The 18248-nt window shown below is 73.2% G+C and carries 13 protein-coding genes; 3 read left to right on the forward strand and 10 right to left on the reverse strand.

Annotated features, from left to right (window positions below; genetic code table 11):
• Window positions 1-141 precede the first annotated feature (141 nt).
• Entirely contained in the window at window positions 142-1767 is a 1626-nt protein-coding gene (locus tag ABZ128_RS21130; RefSeq protein ID WP_356850246.1) for a sensor histidine kinase, read from the forward strand.
• The gene (locus ABZ128_RS21135) at window positions 1764-2462 is read left to right on the forward strand and encodes a response regulator (RefSeq protein WP_356850247.1); all 699 of its coding nucleotides are present in this window, start codon (window positions 1764-1766) and stop codon (window positions 2460-2462) included. The genes ABZ128_RS21130 and ABZ128_RS21135 overlap by 4 nt, the downstream gene beginning before the upstream one ends.
• Window positions 2463-2522: 60 nt before the next feature.
• Here the strand turns inward: ABZ128_RS21135 and ABZ128_RS21140 are convergent, their stop codons facing one another.
• The 3 genes from ABZ128_RS21140 to ABZ128_RS21150 all read right to left on the reverse strand — a co-directional run bounded on the left by ABZ128_RS21140 (window position 2523) and on the right by ABZ128_RS21150 (window position 6869).
• Window positions 2523-4115, reverse strand: coding sequence for a cation acetate symporter (locus tag ABZ128_RS21140; protein ID WP_356850249.1), 1593 nt, complete (start codon window positions 4113-4115; stop codon window positions 2523-2525).
• Window positions 4112-4597, reverse strand: coding sequence for a DUF485 domain-containing protein (locus ABZ128_RS21145; RefSeq protein ID WP_356850250.1), 486 nt, complete (start codon window positions 4595-4597; stop codon window positions 4112-4114). Before ABZ128_RS21145 ends, ABZ128_RS21140 begins: the two co-directional genes overlap by 4 nt.
• A gap of 151 nt (window positions 4598-4748) precedes the next feature.
• Complete coding sequence (locus ABZ128_RS21150; protein ID WP_356850251.1) at window positions 4749-6869, reverse strand: DNA topoisomerase IV subunit B; 2121 nt, start codon at window positions 6867-6869, stop codon at window positions 4749-4751.
• A 445-nt stretch (window positions 6870-7314) separates the two neighbouring features.
• Between ABZ128_RS21150 and ABZ128_RS21155 the strand changes: the two genes are divergently transcribed.
• The gene (locus ABZ128_RS21155; RefSeq protein WP_243631750.1) at window positions 7315-7548 is read left to right on the forward strand and encodes a hypothetical protein; all 234 of its coding nucleotides are present in this window, start codon (window positions 7315-7317) and stop codon (window positions 7546-7548) included.
• A 124-nt stretch (window positions 7549-7672) separates the two neighbouring features.
• Here ABZ128_RS21155 and ABZ128_RS21160 read toward each other — a convergent pair whose 3' ends face one another.
• From ABZ128_RS21160 to ABZ128_RS21190, 7 genes are all read right to left on the reverse strand, one after another.
• Complete coding sequence (locus ABZ128_RS21160; protein WP_356850252.1) at window positions 7673-8638, reverse strand: serine protease; 966 nt, start codon at window positions 8636-8638, stop codon at window positions 7673-7675.
• A gap of 99 nt (window positions 8639-8737) precedes the next feature.
• Window positions 8738-10318: an RNA polymerase sigma factor gene (locus ABZ128_RS21165; protein WP_356850253.1), complete on the reverse strand. Its 1581-nt coding sequence runs from the start codon at window positions 10316-10318 to the stop codon at window positions 8738-8740.
• A 426-nt stretch (window positions 10319-10744) separates the two neighbouring features.
• The gene (locus ABZ128_RS21170; RefSeq protein ID WP_356850254.1) at window positions 10745-11632 is read right to left on the reverse strand and encodes a FadR/GntR family transcriptional regulator; all 888 of its coding nucleotides are present in this window, start codon (window positions 11630-11632) and stop codon (window positions 10745-10747) included.
• Between the two features lie 191 nt (window positions 11633-11823).
• The gene (locus ABZ128_RS21175) at window positions 11824-13656 is read right to left on the reverse strand and encodes an ABC transporter ATP-binding protein (RefSeq protein ID WP_356850256.1); all 1833 of its coding nucleotides are present in this window, start codon (window positions 13654-13656) and stop codon (window positions 11824-11826) included.
• A 140-nt stretch (window positions 13657-13796) separates the two neighbouring features.
• Complete coding sequence (locus ABZ128_RS21180; protein WP_356850258.1) at window positions 13797-14543, reverse strand: NUDIX domain-containing protein; 747 nt, start codon at window positions 14541-14543, stop codon at window positions 13797-13799.
• Window positions 14544-14612: 69 nt separating this feature from the next.
• The gene (locus tag ABZ128_RS21185; RefSeq protein WP_356850260.1) at window positions 14613-16580 is read right to left on the reverse strand and encodes a glycogen debranching N-terminal domain-containing protein; all 1968 of its coding nucleotides are present in this window, start codon (window positions 16578-16580) and stop codon (window positions 14613-14615) included.
• Window positions 16581-16855: 275 nt separating this feature from the next.
• Window positions 16856-18133, reverse strand: a complete 1278-nt coding sequence (locus tag ABZ128_RS21190; protein ID WP_356850262.1) for a DUF4192 domain-containing protein — start codon at window positions 18131-18133, stop codon at window positions 16856-16858.
• Window positions 18134-18248: the final 115 nt, after the last annotated feature.

Below are 18248 nucleotides of genomic sequence, written 5' to 3' on the forward strand. Positions count from 1 at the left end.
GCCCGGCCGGCCGGCCGGGCGGGCGGGCGGGCGGGCGGGCGGGCGGGTCAGGGGTTTGCGGCGCCGGGCGGGCCCCCCTCGGCTGCGCGCCGAGCGGCCCGGCATTCCGCTTGGGGCCCCGCGCGCCTACCGTTGCTGCCCATGCGGTTCCTCCCCCCACGCTCACGCCGCCTCGGGCTGCCCAGACGGGCCGTCTCACAGATCCTGCTGACCCAGCTGGCCATCGCCGCCGGGGTCGTCGTGCTGGCCACCGGCCTCTTCCTGGCACCGCTGGGCGCGCAGCTCGACGACCAGGCCATGCGCCGCGCCCTGGCCATCGCCCAGAGCGCGGCGGCCGACCCCTCCCTGGCCGCCGGTCTCCTGGCCTCGGGACCGTCGCCGGACAGCCCCGTACAGGCTTCCGCCGAGCGGATCCGCCGTGCCACCGGCGCCGAGTACGTGGTCGTCGTCGACCTGAACGGCATCCGCCGCTCCCACCCCAGCCCCGGCCGCATCGGACGGCCCGTCTCCACCGACCCCGGCGAGGCCCTCGCCGGCCACGAGGTCATGGAGATCGACGAGGGCACCCTGGGCCGCTCGGCCCGCGGCAAGGTCCCCCTCCTCGCAGCCGACGGCGAGATCGTCGGGGCCGTCTCCGTCGGCATCGCCTACGACAGCGTCCACGACCGGCTGCTCGGCGCCATCCCGGGCCTGCTCGCCTACGCGGGCGGCGCCCTGGCAGCCGGCGCGCTCGCCGCCTACCTGCTCTCCCGCAGGATCCAGCGGCAGACCCGCGACCTCGCCTTCTCGGACATCGCCGGACTGCTCGCCGAGCGGGAGGCGATGCTGCACTCGATCCGCGAGGGCGTGATCGCCCTCGACCGCGACGGCCGGATCCGCCTCCTCAACGACGAGGCCGCCCGGCTGCTCGGCCTCACCCCGGAGGGAACCGACACCGCCGGCGCCCTCGCCGGCCGCCCGCTGGACGACGTCCTGGGCGCGGGCCGCACCACCGACGTCCTCACCGGCCGGGTCACCGGCCGCGACCTGCTGACCGTCCAGGGCACGCGGGTCTTGATCGCCAACCGGATGCCCACCGACGACGGCGGGGCGGTGGCCACCCTGCGCGACCGCACGGAGCTGGAGCACCTCGGCCGCGAACTCGACTCCACCCGGGGCCTGATCGACGCCCTGCGCGCCCAGGACCACGAGCACGCCAACCGCCTCCACACCCTCCTCGGGCTGCTGGAGCTCGGCCTGCACGAGGAAGCCGTGGCCTTCGTGACCGAGGTCGTCGGCGTCCACCGCACCACGGCCGAGCAGGTCACCGAGCGGGTGCACGATCCCCTGCTGGCCGCGCTTCTGGTGGGCAAGGCGACCGTGGCGGCCGAGCGGGGCGTGCCGCTCCGCCTCGCCGACGCCACGCTCCTGCCCGACCGCCTCGTCGACCCCGGCGGCCTCGTCACCATCACCGGCAACCTGGTGGACAACGCCCTGGACGCGGCCGTGGGCTCGGCCACGCCCCTCGTGGAGGTCGAGCTGCGCTCCGAGGGCCGCACGGCGATCCTCCGGGTCCGGGACAGCGGCCCCGGTGTGCCGCCCGCCCGGCGCGAGGAGATCTTCACCGAAGGCTGGTCGACCAAGCAGCCCCGCGGCCACCGGGAGCGCGGGCTGGGGCTCACGCTCGTACGCCGCCTCGCGGAGCGGCAGGGCGGCACGGTCCGGGCCGGCGAGGCAGCGGACGGAGGGGCGGAATTCTCCGTCGTACTCCCGGAGGCCCTGCGATGAACGAGACCCCGATGCACGTATTGGTCGTCGACGACGACATGCGTGTTGCCCGGATCAACGCGGCGTACGTGGCGAAGGTTCCCGGATTCCGCGTCGCGGCCCGGGCGCATTCCGCGGCGGAGGCACTGGACTTCCTCGGCGCCCACCCCGTGGACCTCGTCCTGCTCGACCACTACCTCCCCGACGAGAGCGGCCTCGACCTGGTCCGCCGGTTGCGCCAGCTCGGCCACCACACCGATGTGATCATGGTCACTGCCGCCCGTGACCTGGCCACCGTCCAGGCCGCCATGCGCCTCGGCGCACTCCAGTACCTCGTCAAGCCCTTCACGTTCGCCGGTCTGCGCGCCCGGCTGGAGGCCTACGCCGGCCTGCGCCGCACCCTGGGGACCGGCGGCGAGGCCGAACAGGCCGAGGTGGACAGGATCTTCGGCGCCCTCGCCGCCGCAGGCACCCCGAACGAGCTCCCCAAGGGCCACTCCCCCACCACCGCGGACCTGGTCCGCCGCGTCCTGCGCTCCGCGGAAGGGCCGCTGTCCACCCAGCAGATCGCCGACCGCGCCGGCATCAGCCGCCAGACCGCCCAGCGCTACCTGAAGCTCCTGGAACGCGCCGACCGCATCACCCTGGCTCTGCGCTACGGCGAGACGGGCCGCCCCGAGCACCGCTACTCCTGGCGCCCGGCGGAAGGCGGCTGACGGCCGGCGGCCGAGGTCCGACGGCAGACGGCAGACGGCAGACGGCAGACGGCAGACCGCTCACACGGCTCCCGCGCCGGTCAGCGAACGGACCTCCGTTTCGGCGTGCTTCGCAGCGTCCGGCTCGTCCACCGAGGTGACCGTCCCCATCCAGCCCGCCAGGAAGCCCAGCGGGATCGAGATCAGCCCCGGGTTCTGCAGCGGGAAGAACTGGAAGTCCACACCGGGGAAGAGGGACTCGGCGCTGCCGGACACGACCGGCGACAGGAGCACCAGCACCACGGCCGGCACCAACCCCCCGTACACCGACCAGACGGCGCCGCGCGTGGTGAAGCCGCTCCAGAACAGCGAGTAGAGCAGCACGGGCAGATTGGCCGAGGCCGCCACGGCGAAGGCGAGCCCCACCAGGAACGCCACGTTCAGGTCCTGGGCGAGCAGCCCGAGGGCGATCGCCACGGCGCCGATCCCGACCGCCGCGGCCCTGGCCACCGCGACCTCGCTGCGCTGCCTGGCGCGGCGGCGCTTCAGCGAGGCGTACAGGTCGTGCGCGACGGAGGCGGACGACGCGAGGGTGATCCCGGCGACCACCGCGAGGATCGTGGCGAAGGCGATCGCGGCCACGAGGGCGAACAGCACCGCGCCCCCGGTCGATTCGGCGCCACCCCCGAGGAACGCGGCGAGCAGGGGCACTGCCGTGTTCCCCGAGGCGTTGGACTCCCGCACGGCATCGGGGCCCACGAGCGCGGCCGCCCCGAAGCCGAGCACGATGGTCATCAGGTAGAAGCCGCCGATCAGGCCGATCGCCCACACCACCGACCGGCGGGCCGCCCGCGCCGTCGGCACCGTGTAGAAGCGCGACAGGATGTGCGGCAGCCCGGCGGTCCCCAGGACCAGGGCGAGGCCGAGGCTGATGAAGTCGAAGCGGGCGGTCCAGTCGGCGCCGTACTTGAGCCCCGGGCTCAGGAACCGCAGGCCGTGGCCGCTGCGCTCGGCGGCGCTCCTGAGCAGCTGGTCGAAGTCGCCGTGGAAGCGCAGCAGCACCAGCACGGTGAGGGCGACGGCCCCGCCCATCAGCAGCACCGCCTTCACGATCTGGATCCAGGTGGTGGCCCGCATCCCGCCGAAGGACACGTAGACCACCATCAGCGCCCCGACGCCGACCACGGTCAGGGTCCGGGCCGCGGTGCCCGAATCACCGAGCAGCAGCCCCACCAGGCTCCCCGCACCGACCATCTGCGCCACGAGGTACAGCACCGAGACCGTGACCGAGGAGATCCCGGCGGCGATCCGGACGGGCCGCTCGCTCATCCGGGCCGCGATCACGTCGGCGAGGGTGAAGCGTCCGCAGTTGCGGACCAGTTCGGCGACGAGGAACAGCACGACCAGCCAGGCGACGAGGAAGCCCACCGAGTACAGCAGGCCGTCGTAGCCGAACAGGGCGATCAGCCCGGAGATGCCGAGGAAGGACGCGGCCGACATGTAGTCGCCGGCGATGGCGAAGCCGTTCTCCAGCGGGGAGAAGAGCCTGCCACCCGCGTAGAACTCCTCGGCGGAGCCGTGCCGGTTGCGGCTCACCCAGGTGGTGATGCCCAGGGTGACCGCGATGAAGACGCTGAACAGCAACAGCGCGAGCATCTGGTGTTCGGTGGTCACCGGCCCGCCTCCCGGCCCTTGTTGCGCTCCTGGCCGCGCTCCTGCTCGAAGACCGTCCAGCGCAGGTCCAGGGCCGCCCGGTCCCGGCGCAGCCGCGCGTGCCGGGCGTACGCCCAGGTCAGCAGGAAGGTGCTGAGGAACTGGCCGAGGCCGGCCAGCAGTGCGACGTTGACCGCCCCGGCGACGGGCCGGGCCATGAACCCGGGCGCCGCGGTGGCGGCGATCACGTAGGCGACGTACCAGAGGAAGAAACAGGCGGTCGCAGGGAGGACGAACCTCCGGTAGCGGCTGCGGACCTCCTGGAAGGCCGCGCTGCGCTGCACTTCCAGATAGATGTCGGACGCCCCTGGGGCGGGCCGCCCGCCGGTGGCCGGGCGCGGCACCTGGGGGTCCTCGCCTTCGCCCCAGCCGACGGCGAGCGCGTCGTACCAGGGATCGTCCAGCCGGATCGTTCCGGCATCGGGACCTTCGTGCTTGTCCACCGAACTCTCCTTGTCCGCTGCCGCATTGGCCGCGTGCCCACAAGGATGTGCGGTATGGACGGTTTCCGGACTGGTGTACCGGTGGTCTTCACTCCTTCAGGTGATGGAGCGAAGACCACCGGTGTGCCGTGGGCCCGGTGGCGCGTCCGGCTCAGGCGTCGATGCGCGAGCGGTCCAGCGTCGCCGCGGAGCCGGTGATGAACTCCTTGCGCGGCGCCACCTCGTTGCCCATCAGCAGGTCGAAGACCTGCTCGGCCGAGTCCAGGTCGCCGATGTTGATCCGGCGCAGCGTGCGGTGGCGCGGGTCCATGGTGGTCTCCGCCAGCTGGTCGGCGTCCATCTCGCCGAGGCCCTTGTACCGCTGGATCGAGTCCTTGTACCGGATGTTCTTGCGCTGGAACTCCAGCAGGGTCTGGCGCAGCTCGTTGTCCGAGTACGTGTAGACGTACTTGTCCTGGCCCTTCTTGGGCTGCACGAGCTCGATGCGGTGCAGCGGCGGAACGGCGGCGAAGACACGGCCCGCCTCGACCATCGGCCGCATGTACCGCTGGAAGAGCGTCAGGAGCAGACAGCGGATGTGGGCGCCGTCGACATCGGCGTCGACGAGCAGGACGATCTTCCCGTACCGCGCGGCGTCGATGTCGAAGGTGCGGCCCGAGCCGGCTCCTATGACCTGGATGATCGCCCCGCACTCGGCGTTCTTGAGCATGTCCGAGACCGACGACTTCTGGACGTTCAGAATCTTGCCGCGGATCGGCAGGAGCGCCTGGAATTCGGAATTCCGAGCCAGCTTGGCCGTACCGAGGGCGGAGTCGCCCTCGACGATGAAGAGCTCGCTGCGCTCCACGTCGTCGCTGCGGCAGTCCGCCAGCTTCGCGGGCAGCGAGGAGGACTCCAGGGCGGTCTTGCGGCGCTGGGCCTCCTTGTGCTGACGGGCCGCGATCCGGGTCCGGGCGGCCGCGACGATCTTCTCCAGGACGGCGCGCGCCTGCTGCTTGTCGTCGCGCTTGGTGGAGGTCAGGAAGGCCTTGAGCTCCTTGGCGACCACCGCGGCGACGATGCGCGCCGCGGCCGAGGTGCCGAGCACTTCCTTGGTCTGGCCCTCGAACTGCGGCTCGGCCAGCCGGACGGTGACGACCGCGGTCAGTCCCTCCATCGCGTCGTCCTTGACCACGTCGTCCTCGGCGACGCGCAGGAGCTTCGCGGAGCGCAGCACCTCGTTCACGGTCTTGGTGACCGAGCGCTCGAAGCCGGTGATGTGGGTGCCGCCCTTGGGCGTGGCGATGATGTTGACGAAGGACTTGACCTGGGTCTCGTACCCGGTCCCCCAGCGCAGGGCGATGTCCACGCCGAGCTCGCGGGTGACCTCGGTGGGGGTCATGTGTCCGCGCTCGTCGAGGACCGGCACGGTCTCCTTGAACGTTCCCTGGCCGGTCAGGCGCAGCACGTCGCAGACGGCCTTGTCCTGGGCCAGGTAGTCGCAGAACTCGCTGATGCCCCCGTCGAAGCGGAAGGTCTCCTCGGTCTTGCCGGCGCCGTCGATGCCGCGCTCGTCGCGCACGACGATCGTCAGCCCCGGGACGAGGAAGGCGGTCTGGCGGGCGCGCTGGTAGAGCGTCTCCAGGGAGAGGCGGGCGTCCTTGAGGAAGATCTGCCGGTCCGCCCAGTAGCGGATGCGGGTGCCGGTCCGGCCCTTCGGGATCCGCTTGATCTTGTGCAGGCCGTTGGCGGGGTCGAACGGGCTGTCGGGGCCCTGCTCGGTGAACATCCCGGGGACGCCGCGGCGGAAGCTGATCGCGTGCGTGGAGCTGCCCCGGTCGACCTCGACGTCGAGACGGGCGGAGAGCGCGTTGACGACGGAGGCGCCGACGCCGTGCAGACCGCCGGAGGCCGCGTAGGAGCCGCCGCCGAACTTGCCGCCGGCGTGCAGCTTGGTCATGACGACCTCGACGCCGGAGAGCCCGGTCTTGGGCTCGACGTCCACGGGGATGCCGCGGCCGTTGTCCCGGACCTCGACGGAGGCGTCCTCGTGGAGGATCACCTCGATGTGGTCGCAGTACCCGCCCAGGGCCTCGTCGACGGCGTTGTCGATGATCTCCCACAGGCAGTGCATGAGGCCCCGGCTGTCGGTGGAGCCGATGTACATGCCGGGTCGCTTGCGGACGGCCTCAAGGCCTTCGAGGACGAGGAGGTGCCGCGCGGTGTAGTTGGAGCCGTCCCGGTCTGCTCCGGACAGCAGCGCGCTGGAAGGCACGGACGTGTCGGCGGTCACGCAGTTCGCTCCTCGCTGAATTTCTTTTTCTGGCCCGGTCGGGCGCAGGGTGGCTCGGTTGCCCGTCGAAGGGTACCGAGGCCTGGTAGAGCGGATGCAACGCCACCCTCGCCCTTCCTCAGCCTAGTGCAGATCCGCACGGATGTTCGATCCCTCGCGGGGGTGAAGCAAACATCACGTTCCCTTCCAGGCATGAACCATTTAGGGTTCGGGCACGTCCTCATGAACAAACCGGCACTCACGCCGGGGAGGACGGACTGCGACAAGCGAACGACTGACAACGCGAAACCGTAAAGCAACGCAATACGGCTCCTTCGCCGCCAACCGGCAACAGCCGGCCAGCTTCGGAAGGAAGTTTCGAGGAAAAGCCGAGAGCGGGAACGTTTTCGGCCTGGTTGGATGTTGACCCTGGTACGACAGCTCGTCGAGCTAGAGAAGAGGCGACGTGACTACTGTTCTGACACCCGCGACCCCGCTGACGGCCGCTGACCGATGCGACCGTTGCGGCGCCCAGGCATATCTGCGCGTCGTCCTGCTGAGCGGCGGTGAACTGCTCTTCTGCGCCCACCACGGGCGCAAGTTCGAGCCGGAACTCAAGAAGATCGCCGCGGAAATACAGGATGAGACCGAGCGGCTCACGTCCGCTCCGGCGGCTAACGCCGACACCGAGGACCGCTGACACAGGCCTGACCTCGCATCCGACGAGCCACAGCCCGGCCAGGCCGGGCGACGGGCGGCGTCTCTGAGACCCAGAGATGCCGCCCGTCCTCACATCCGCTCCCGGGCTGCCGGCAGCCGGGCGGTCAGTGGGCCCCGCCCTCGGCCCGCACCGGACCGTACGAGGCGCCCGACGCTTGCCCCTCCCCGGCCCGTGCGGCCGGTCCGAGGCGCTCCGGCATGCTCCACCAGGCCTCCGGGCCCTGCGCGGGCTGCGAGCTCGTCTCCGGGGCCGTCACGAAGCCGGCCAGCGGAGCGATCTTGGTGTAGACCCCCGGGCTGTCGGCCCGGCCGCAGCCGCGCCCCCACGACACCACCCCGATGAGCCGGCCCTGGGCGACCAGCGGCCCGCCGCTGTCCCCCTGGCAGGCGTCCCTCCCGCCGCCCTGCTGTCCGGCACACACCATGGACCCCGGCCGGTACTGGCCCTCCGCGCTTCCCGGATAGGCCCGGCGGCACACCTCGTCGTCCAGCACGGTCACCCGGGCCGCACGCAGGCCGTACGCGTAGTCACCGAATCCGCTGGTGTCGCCCCAGCCGTACACGGCCGCCTCGGCGCCCGGTGCGTAGCGGGGGTCCCCCTCGGCCGCCATGGGCAGGACGTACCCCGCGGGCACCGCCTCGTCGAGTTCCAGGACGGCCAGGTCACCGGCATTGGTCCTCGGGTCGTAGCCCGGGTTCACCCGGGCGGTCCGTACCGCGATCTCCCGCCCGTCCGGCGCCGTCAGCTGGGTACGGCCGGCGACCACGCGCAGGTCGGGCACGGCTTCGACCGGGCTGCCGAGCACCTGGCGGCTCAGGCAGTGGGCCGCGGTCAGCACCCTGGTCGGGGCCACGACGACGCCTCCGCAGAACTGCCCGGCCCGCGTACCTCCGAACCGGTCACGGCTGGCGAGGGCCACGACCCAGGGGCTGTCGGCCGCCTTGACCGGCTTCCCCCCGATCACCACACTGTCCGCGGCCGCCTCGGGCAGCTGCGCCAAGGGCACTGCGGCCGCTCCCGCCACCAGGGCCAGCGCGCCTGCCAGGACACGGGCAAAGGGACGACGCATGGGGGCCTCCTGACTCTGGGTGTGCATGACTCCACCCAGAGTGGGACGCCAAGTGGCCGTGCGCACCCGCGCACGGCCACCGCCGCTTCTCCGGCCCGGTCAGTCCAGGTAGTCGCGCAGCACCTGGGAGCGGGACGGGTGGCGCAGCTTCGACATCGTCTTGGACTCGATCTGGCGGATCCGCTCGCGCGTGACGCCGTAGACCTTGCCGATCTCGTCGAGGGTCTTCGGCTGGCCGTCCGTGAGGCCGAAGCGCATGGACACCACGCCGGCCTCGCGCTCGCTCAGCGTGTCGAGCACCGAGTGCAGCTGCTCCTGCAGGAGCGTGAAGCTCACGGCGTCGGCCGGGACGACCGCCTCGGAGTCCTCGATGAGGTCACCGAACTCGCTGTCGCCGTCCTCGCCGAGCGGAGTGTGCAGGGAGATCGGCTCGCGGCCGTACTTCTGGACCTCGATGACCTTCTCGGGGGTCATGTCGAGTTCCTTGGCCAGCTCCTCCGGAGTGGGCTCGCGGCCCAGGTCCTGGAGCATCTGGCGCTGCACGCGGGCGAGCTTGTTGATGACCTCGACCATGTGGACGGGGATGCGGATGGTACGGGCCTGGTCGGCCATCGCCCGGGTGATCGCCTGGCGGATCCACCAGGTCGCGTACGTGGAGAACTTGTAGCCCTTGGTGTAGTCGAACTTCTCGACCGCGCGGATCAGACCCAGGTTGCCCTCCTGGATCAGGTCCAGGAAGAGCATGCCGCGGCCGGTGTAGCGCTTGGCCAGGGAGACCACGAGGCGGAGGTTGGCCTCCAGCAGGTGGTTCTTGGCGCGGCGGCCGTCCTCGGCGATGATCTCCAGCTCACGCTTCAGCTTGGGCGCCAGCTTGTCGGAGTTGGCCAGCTTGTCCTCGGCGAACAGGCCCGCCTCGATCCGCTTGGCGAGCTCGACCTCCTGCTCGGCGTTGAGGAGGGGGACCTTGCCGATCTGCTTGAGGTAGTCCTTGACCGGGTCTGCCGTGGCGCCGGCCACGGCGACCTGCTGGGCCGGGGCGTCGTCCTCGTCGTCGGAGATGACGAAGCCCTTGCTCTCGCCGCCGTCCTCCTCGTCCTCGGCTTCGGCCTTGACCGGGCCGGGACCCTCCTCAAGGACTTCTTCCTCGCCGGCCTCGTCGGCGTCCTTCTTGGCGGCGGTCTTCTTCGCCGCCGTCTTCTTGGCGGCGGTCTTCTTGGCGGGTGCGGCCTTCTTCGCCGTCGTCTTCTTGGCTGCCGCCTTCTTCGCGGCGGGCTCGGTGCCCGGCTCCTCGGCCAGGGCGTCCAGGGGCTCGGGCTCCGCCGTCTCGGCAGCCGGGGCCTCGGCGGCGGCGGTCCGCGCAGCCGTGGTCTTGGCCGCGACGGTCTTGGTGGCCGTCCGCTTCGCCGGGGTCTTCGCTGCGACGCTCTTGCGGGGGGCGCGCTTGGGCGACTCCGCGGCACTGACCATCAGCGTCACACCCTCTTCCTCAAGGATCTGGTTGAGGCTGCGCAGGACATTCTTCCACTGGGTCGCAGGAATCTGGTCAGCCTCGAAGGCCCGACGCACGTCATCGCCGGCGATCTGCCCCTCGGCCTTGCCCCGCTCGATGAGCGCCATCACAGACTCGGATTCGGCGATCTCCGGCGGGAGCGTACGGGATGTGCTGGCCGACACGAACAACCTCTCGGAACGATGGGAACGGCTTCCGACCCCGGCCTGGTGGTGCTGGACCGGAGCCGACGACCACCGACTGGGAATGGGCCGGGGGCGCGGGCAGGGGCCGGGGAGCTGCACAGCACCCGCAAGGGCTGCTGTCTTCCCTCCGTCGGCCATCACCTCTCTAGGTCATCGCGTGACCTCGCGGAGTGTTACGCCCCAATCTTCGTGGCCCGAGTCACACCCCCGTTGGGCGGATACCGGTCAGCTCGTAGGCACGGCCCGTTGCGGCCCGCACGCACGGCCCCGCGCGGCCCGCCCGACGCCCGGCCGGGGCCCGGCGCGCAGTCGGCACAGAAGGGCGCCACAGGACCCCGGACGCTGCTGTCGCCGGGCCCGAACCGGACCCGGCGACACGTACGCGTACCCCCGCGTCCCGCCCGACCGCCCTCAGTGCTCGCGCGGGGCGGGCACCACGCGCTCGACCTCCGGGTGCACCGTCAGGAGCTGGCGCATGGCGCTCTCGGCCCCGGTGGCGTCGCCGGCGGCGAGGGCCTCGACGATCCGCGCGTGGTGGGCGACGCAGGCCTCGCTGGGCCGGTCACAGGAGGTGGCGGGGCTGCCGGAGACCTGGAGGGCGGCGGAGACGATCCCGGAGAGGTGCTCCAGCATGCGGTTGCCGGCGACCTGGATGAGGAGCGCGTGGAACTCGTTGTCGGCGCGCGCGAAGGTGATCGCGTCGCCCTGGCCGAGCGCGTGGCCCATGATCTCGACCATGTCGGCGAGGCGCTGCTGGATGTCGGGGCGGCCGTGGCCGGCGGCGAGGCGGGCGGCGAGGGGCTCGATCGTCCAGCGGAGCTCGTTGAGCTCGCGGCGCTGGTCGTCGCGCTGGGGCCCGAAGGCGCGCCACTCGATGATGTCAGGGTCGAGCAGGTTCCAGTCGGCGACGGGGCGGACGCGGGTGCCGACGTTGGGGCGGGCGCTGACGAGGCCCTTCGCCTCCAGGACCCGCAGCGATTCGCGGACCACGGTGCGGGAGACCTCGAAGCGCTGGCCGATCTCCTCGGGAACGAGCGGGCGGTCCGCGCCGAGGTCGCCGGAGACGATCATCTGGCCGAGCTGTTGGACGAGTTGGCCGTGCAGTCCGCGGCCGCGGCTGCCTGCCGCGCGGCGGCCCACGCGGCTCAACTCGACGTCGGCGCCGTCCCAGTGGGGCGCTCCGGCGCGGTCGGACCCGGGGGTCTCCGCGTAGGGGTAGCGGTCGAGTTCGCCCGGGCCGGCGAGGCCGGAATCGGCGTGGCGGGCGGCGGTCATCATGGTGTGCGCAAGGGTACTCACGAATCCTTTGTCGGCCGTGCCTCGATGTCCCTTGAGGTCTTTGGTGAAAAGCACACGAAAGGGTGATCGGCGCCACCTGCGCAATTGACGACTTATCGTAAAGAACCGGGCCTATTGCGGGGAGTTGCGGTCCGCTTCGCGTGATGCGGGCACGATCGGTCCCGCGAGGGGTCTTACCGGTACCCGAACGATCACCATCGGACTCGACCGCGCAGTCCTGTGAACCCATAGGCGCACAACAGGACCATCAGCGACAACACCAGGGCGGTGCCGACGGGTTGGGCCATCACCCGCAAGGCTCCGAGGACCAGGTGGTCCGCCTCCGGGGGCCACTGGGCCCAGGCCAGCCCGCGCAGCCGGGCCGCGAGCCCCGTGACCGGGTACGCGGAAGGGCCGTCCAGCGCCTTGCGCACCAGGGGGACGACCATCACGGGTACGGCGAGCACCGCGGCCAGCCCTGCGGTCGCCGACCGGAAGACGCCCGAGGCGAGGACGCCGGCCCAGGAGCAGCCGATGAGCAGTCCGGCCCAACTCACGGCCGGGGAAACCCATTCGGCGGGGGTGCGCAGCGGCCCGCTGCCGAAGACCAGCCGCAGGGCAGCGGCGTCGGCGGCCACCGCGAGGACTCCGAGCAGGAGGGCGAGGCCCGCCCCGACGGCCAGTTTGGCGGCGAGCAGGCCCAGGCGCCGTGGCACGGTACCGCGGTCGGCGGCGAGCGCGGGGTAGCGGTACTCCTCACCGAAGGCCAGGGCCCCGAGCAGCCCGGCGCCGAGCGCGGCGGGCGGCAGGGGCAGCAGCTCGGGCCAGGCGGCGAGCAGCCGGTTCTGCGGGGTGTGGCCGGCCCGGGCCAGTACGAGGGAGCTGATGGCGGAGACAGCGACGACCACGGCCGCGGTCAGGGCGGGGGCGGCCGTGCTGGAGACGCGGCGCATCTCGTAGCGCAGCGGTCGCAGCGGCCCGCCGACCCGGCGCACCGGCGAGGGCATGCGGCCGGAGTCCGCTTCAGCCGGCCGCCGGCCTCCCGGGACGGGCGGCTCCCCGGCTTCGGCGGCGGGGGCGGGGGCGCCGTCGGCGGGGGCGGCAGGACGGTCCGAGCCGGCAGCCGACTCGGTGCGGGCGCAGGGCACGGCGCGGCCTGTCGCGCCGTGCCCTGCGCCCGGCCCGGTCTCGTCGGCCAGCTGGTGGACCAGGACGCCGTTGCGGAAGGCCGCCTCGCCGACCTCCGCGCAGGTGCTGCCGTACACCGACAGGCGGCTCCCGCTCTCCTCGACGATCTCGACCGCGCGCTGGGCGTCCCGCGCCTCCCGGCCCAGTACGTCGGCCAGCCGGGCGGCGTGCGGAGTACGCACGGCGACCCGCGGCCGCAGCCGGGTCCGGGCGAACTCGGCCGCGTCCTGGTCCGCGACGAGCCGGCCGGCCTCGATGCTGACGACCCGGTCGGCCACGCGGACGGCCTCCTTGGCGTCGTCGGTGGTGAAGAGGACGGCGCCGCCGAGGGAGGCGTGCCCGCGCAGCAGCCCGTGCAGCCAGCCGCGTTCGCGGGGCGGGAGTCCGGCGGCGGGCTCGTCGAGCAGCAGGGTGCACGGGTCGGCGAGCAGCGCCGCGGCCAGCCCCACCCGGCGTTCCATGCCGAGGGAGAGGGAACCGAGCCGCTGGTCCCGCAGGCCCGCGATGCCGACGACTTCGAGCATGGTGTCGGCCCGGGAGGCCGGGACCCCGGCGGCGGCGCACAGCATCCGCAGCTGGCTGCGCACCGTTCGCGAGGGATGGCCGGGGACGTCGCCGAGGAGTACGCCGACCTCACGGCCGGGGTGCGGGATCCGGTGCAGCGGGCGGCCGCGGAAGTAGGTGACCCCGCGCCCCGGTTCGAGTTCGAGCATGAGCCGCAAGGCGGTGGTCTTGCCCGAACCCGGCTCGCCGAGCAGGGCGGTCACGGCTCCCGGGCGGGCCTCGAAGCTGAGGTCGTCCACGAGGGGCGGGAGGTCTCGTCGGGGGGTGCTGGTGAGTCCGATGGCCTGGATCATCGCTTCTCTCGCGGGGTGTCAGACCGCTCTGCGGCAGCGTGAATACCAGCAGCAAGATAACGCGATATGTCCGATTTTCGAGACACCAGGCCCGTATGTGCTCCCGTGTCGACGCGGAAGCGGTTGCCGGTGTCGCCGCGTCAGACTTCCGGACGCAGCATCGGCGGGTTGAGCAGGGTCGCCCCGCCGGCACGGAACAGCTGTGCGGGCCGTCCGCCCTGACGGGTCGTCGTCCCCCCGGCCGGTACCAGGAATCCGGGAGTGCCGGTGACCTTGCGGTGGAAGTTGCGGGGGTCGAGCGCCACACCCCACACCGCTTCGTAGACCCGCCGCAGCTCGCCGACGGTGAACTCGGGCGGGCAGAAAGCGGTGGCCAGCGAGGAGTACTCGATCTTGGAGCGGGCGCGCTCCACGCCGTCGGCGAGGATGGTGGCGTGGTCGAAGGCGAGCCCGGCGGCCTCCTGGTCCTCCACGGCCAGCAGTTCGTCGATCGGGGCCCACCGCGCGCTGTTGGCGTCGCCGCCCGCACGCGGCGCGGGCAGGTCCGGAGCGAGCACCAGGTGCGCCACGCTGACGACGCGCATCCGCGGATCGCGCTTCGGATCCCCGTACGTGGCCAGCTGTTCCAGATGCGCCCCGTTGCCCGCACCGGGCTGGGCCGGGTCGTGCGCGCACAGGCCGGTTTCCTCGGAGAGCTCCCTGGCGGCGGCCGCCGCCAAGTCCTCGTCCCCGCGGACGAAACCCCCGGGCAGGGCCCAGCGTCCCTGGAACGGCTGCTCCCCCCGCCGGACGACCAGCGCACAGAGCGCATGGCGCCGCACGGTGAGCACGACCAGGTCGACGGTGACAGCGAAGGGCGGGTAGGCCGACGGGTCGTAGGGCGACATGCCGCGATCATAGTCGTCTGCCTGACGATAAACAGAGCTTTGGTGATCCTGAAGGCGGCAATCCACGGACTACCCGCCCAGCTGGAGCGCATCGGCCGCCTCCTCCACCATGCCCAGGCCGAGCCGGCTGATCCGGACGGCGAACGGCTCTCCGGCCACCCTCAGGCCCGAGAGCCTCAGGGCGCCGAGCGGAGCCCCGGCCAGGGGGACGAGGGCGACCGTGCCCGCGGGGGCGTCCGGCCGGATCCCGGCGAGGGCCGCCAGGGCGTGCACCCCGGCGGCAGCGGCCACGGCGGCGGGGCGGCAGGCCGCCGGGTGCGGGAGCGGCACACTGCCGAGAGTGCGCTGCTCGGCGGCGTACATCTCCGGCAGCCGGTACCCGAAGCTCTCCGCCGCATCGAGCAGCCCCCGCAGCAGTCCGGCGGCCTCCTTCTCGAAGCCCGCCTGGGCGAGTCCGGCGACCGCCACCGCGCTCTCGTGCGCTCGCACCGCTCCCGAGCGGTGACCGAACGGGTTGTGCCCCGGCTCCCGGAAGGCCATGCTCCGCAGGCCCCACCCGGAATCCATGACCGGGGCTCCGAGGAGGCGCGCGAGCTGTTCGGTACGCACCCGGTCGAGCAGCCCCGGGGCGAGTCGGCCGCCACCCAGCAGACCGGTGTCGAGCAGGTGGGCGGCGGCCCCGGTCAGGCGGGGCAGTGGCCTCCCGTCGGGGTGCAGGGCGGCGGCGGGCCGACCGCCGTCCGGGCCGTCGAGCCAGAACCTCTCGCGGAACCGCTCGCGCAGGTCCGCCGCCCACTCCCGCCACGCTTCGGCGCCGGGCCGCCCGCACCCCTCCAGCAGGTCGGCGCCGAGCAGGGCGGCGCGGTGGGCGTGGGCCTGGGTTTCGCAGCGCCGCGGCCCCGGGTCGGGATCGGCGAGCAGCCCGTCCTCCCCCAGCGCCGCACGCAGCCAGCCCAGGCACCGTTCGGCGGCCGGGAGCAGCCGGGCCACCTCCTCCTCGGGCAGGCCCCACCGCCGGGCCTCTGCGAGCACCGCCGGGAAGGCGAGGGTCGCCTCCGTGCCGGTGCACCCCGGTGGGAGCTGCGGGCCCCCTCCGCGCAGCGGCCCCGGGATCATGCCCGCATCGGGCCCGCGGCCTCCGGTCTGGGTCCGGGCCAGGGTGCGCAGGGTGGCCGCGGCCAGCCCGGTCCCGAGGGGCAGCGCCATCCTGGCGGCCCACAGGGATTCCGCCGGGGCCAGTCCGAGCCGCCACGGCACCCCCGCCGCGACGAAGGCGTCGGCCGGTTCGTCCCGGTCGCGCAGCAGCAGCGCTCCGAGGTCCGCGACGCTGGAGCGGAACCATGCCTCGGCCCGCGGGTCGTCCCCCTCGGCCCGGGCGTCGGCCAGCGGATTGGCCACCTGGCCGGCCGGAGCCCGCACGGCGCGGGCCCGGCTGGTCCGCAGCTCGATGGTGCGGGACTCGCCGGGTGCGAGCTCCAGCTGCCAGCGCAGCAGCCCGGCCGAGGCGAGCGCGTCGTCCGGGGCCGGGTCGGCGGCGACGACGGCCTGGGCCTCCGCGCTGCTCCAGCGCAGCCCTGCCGCGTGGACCCCGGCGGGCAGCTCCGGCCCGGAGCGGCCTGCGGCCACCGCGGCCAGTTCGGCCAGGTCGGTGCCGAGCGACAGCTCCACCGGAAGCCGTACCGGACGGGTGGTGAAGCTGCGCAGGGTGATCCGCTCGGTGCCGTCGGCGTGCCGGACCCGCTCCACCCCGATGTCGGGATCGGGGCCCGCTTCGGCTCCGGTGCGGACGGTCGCGGTGAACGCGGCCCGGTCCGCGCCGAGGCTGCGCCCCTGGACGGCGACGGGATCCCGGCCGCCGACGCGCAGCACGCAGCGTGAGAGCAGTCGGCGCCCCGAGTGGTAGATCCCGTCGATCCCCTGGCCGGTGAGCTGGCCGTGCTCGGGCGAGATGACAAGGCAGGGCGCGGCGACGCAGATGACGGCGCCGTGCACCGGCGGCAACTCGGGCCTGCGGGCGGGCGGTACGGGGTGGGCCATGGGTCGCCTTGTCTGGGCTGTCTTCGTCCGGGCTGCGTTCCTCCGGGCTGTCTTCGCTCCGGTGGGTTTGGCCGGGCGGCGGAGCGGACGGGGCCCCACCGCCTTCCAGGGGAACGCCCCGGCCCCCGCCCGGGTCACGGTGCGGTGGCACGACCGGACCCCCGGTGGAGCAAGCCCGGGGCGGAGCCGGAGAGCAGAGCGCAGGTGGAGCGGACCTCGCAAGGCGGTGCCCGCGACGCTCCGGATCCGGCGCACCGCCCCGGCCCGGTCCCGGCTCACTGCTCGCTCCCCGCGCTGCGACGGGACGCGCGGCGCCCCTGTGGTCCCCGGCGCCCCGGCGGCCGGGTGGCGGCCGCACGCTTGCGGCGCGGTTCCCTGCGCCGCCGTTCCTCGCGCAGGCAGGCCCGCAGCCCTTCCGGGTCGATGCCTTCGTTGCAGGCGTGGTGGAGGAGCTGGGCGAAGCGGTATTCGGCGTCGGCCTCCAGGGCCATTCCGAGGGCGATCCGGGCGGTCGGCTCGTCCCCGGTGGACCAGGAGACCCACCCGGCGAGGGTGAGCGGGGCGGCGGCGTGCTCCCCGTAGGCGCCGACGCAGCGCCGGGCCAGGGCCCGCCACAGGCGGAGGGCGGGGGCGGCCTCCTCGTCCTCCATCCATTCGGCGGCGATGTCGCGGATCTCCCGGTCCTGGAGGCCGAGGATCAGTGAGGCCGCCTCGTCGTGCCCGAGCAGGGCGTCGTCCCAGTCGTCGGCCCGTGGGCCCGTCTCGACGGGCGGCGCGAGCGTCATCCGCTGCATCAGAGTGCGGGCCAGGGTGACCGTCTCGGCGCCGACCTCCTGGCGGGTCGCCCCGTCGAGGATCTTCGGCACGAGGGCGGCGGCCGCCCGGTCCAGAGCCCGTTCCATTTCGGCGGCCACCGGCCCCCGCAGGGGTGTCAGGCGGCCTTCGATCTCGCGGAGGGAGCCGCGTACCTGCAGTCCGGCGAAGGTCGCGGTGGCCGCCATGACGGAGGTCCCGGTCGCGGCCAGCGGCCTGCCCTCGGCCGGGCAGCAGCGCTCGTCGGGGCAGCAGTACGACCAGTACCGCCCGCCGGAGAGGCAGAGCGCCTCCAGTACGGGGACGTCGAGCGCCCCGCAGGCCAGCCGGATGCGCTGGGCGAGCGGCCTCAGCCGGGTCATCACCCGCTGGCCGCTCTCGCCGCCGGCCGGGTCCTGGCACAGGAAGACGACGATGCCGTCGGGCTTGCCCCCGCGCCGCTCGCTGCCCCGCACCAGGCACTCGGCGGCCTGACGGGCGGTGTCCTCCCACTCCGCGGGGGCGGTGGGGATGCCGACGCGGAGCCGGCCGCCGAAGCGCCCGCCCTCGCCGTGCACGGCGACCATGACGAGGGAGTCGGTGGGATGGAAGCCGAGCATGTAGGGCAGCGCGTCGGCCAGTTCGGCCGGGCTGCGCAGGGTGATCTGCGGACCGGTGGCGGAGCCGGGCCGTCCGGACGGCCCGGACGGGCTGAGGGAGGGCCGGTCGGACGGGGTGCGCGGTTCGTGGTTGTTCGTCATGGCTCGACGGTCCCGTGCACGGTCCGATCCGGAAACCCCTGTGGATAAGTGTTGATCGTTCAACATCCACAGGCTCGGCCGGGCATTGGCGCGATGTCACAGGCATCGGGTTGCA

Source organism: Streptomyces sp. NPDC006326, assembly GCF_040612915.1.
Classification (GTDB): Bacteria; Actinomycetota; Actinomycetes; order Streptomycetales; family Streptomycetaceae; genus Streptomyces.

Bases quoted from the DNA above. Each gene is read 5' to 3' on its own strand.
- ABZ128_RS21130 (WP_356850246.1), top strand. From the start codon at position 142: ATGCGGTTCCTCCCCCCACGCTCACGCCGCCTCGGGCTGCCCAGACGG.
- ABZ128_RS21190 (WP_356850262.1), bottom strand. From the start codon at position 18,133: ATGACGAACAACCACGAACCGCGCACCCCGTCCGACCGGCCCTCCCTC.
- ABZ128_RS21135 (WP_356850247.1), top strand. From the start codon at position 1,764: ATGAACGAGACCCCGATGCACGTATTGGTCGTCGACGACGACATGCGT.
- ABZ128_RS21160 (WP_356850252.1), bottom strand. From the start codon at position 8,638: ATGCGTCGTCCCTTTGCCCGTGTCCTGGCAGGCGCGCTGGCCCTGGTG.
- ABZ128_RS21185 (WP_356850260.1), bottom strand. From the start codon at position 16,580: ATGGCCCACCCCGTACCGCCCGCCCGCAGGCCCGAGTTGCCGCCGGTG.
- ABZ128_RS21180 (WP_356850258.1), bottom strand. From the start codon at position 14,543: ATGTCGCCCTACGACCCGTCGGCCTACCCGCCCTTCGCTGTCACCGTC.
- ABZ128_RS21175 (WP_356850256.1), bottom strand. From the start codon at position 13,656: ATGATCCAGGCCATCGGACTCACCAGCACCCCCCGACGAGACCTCCCG.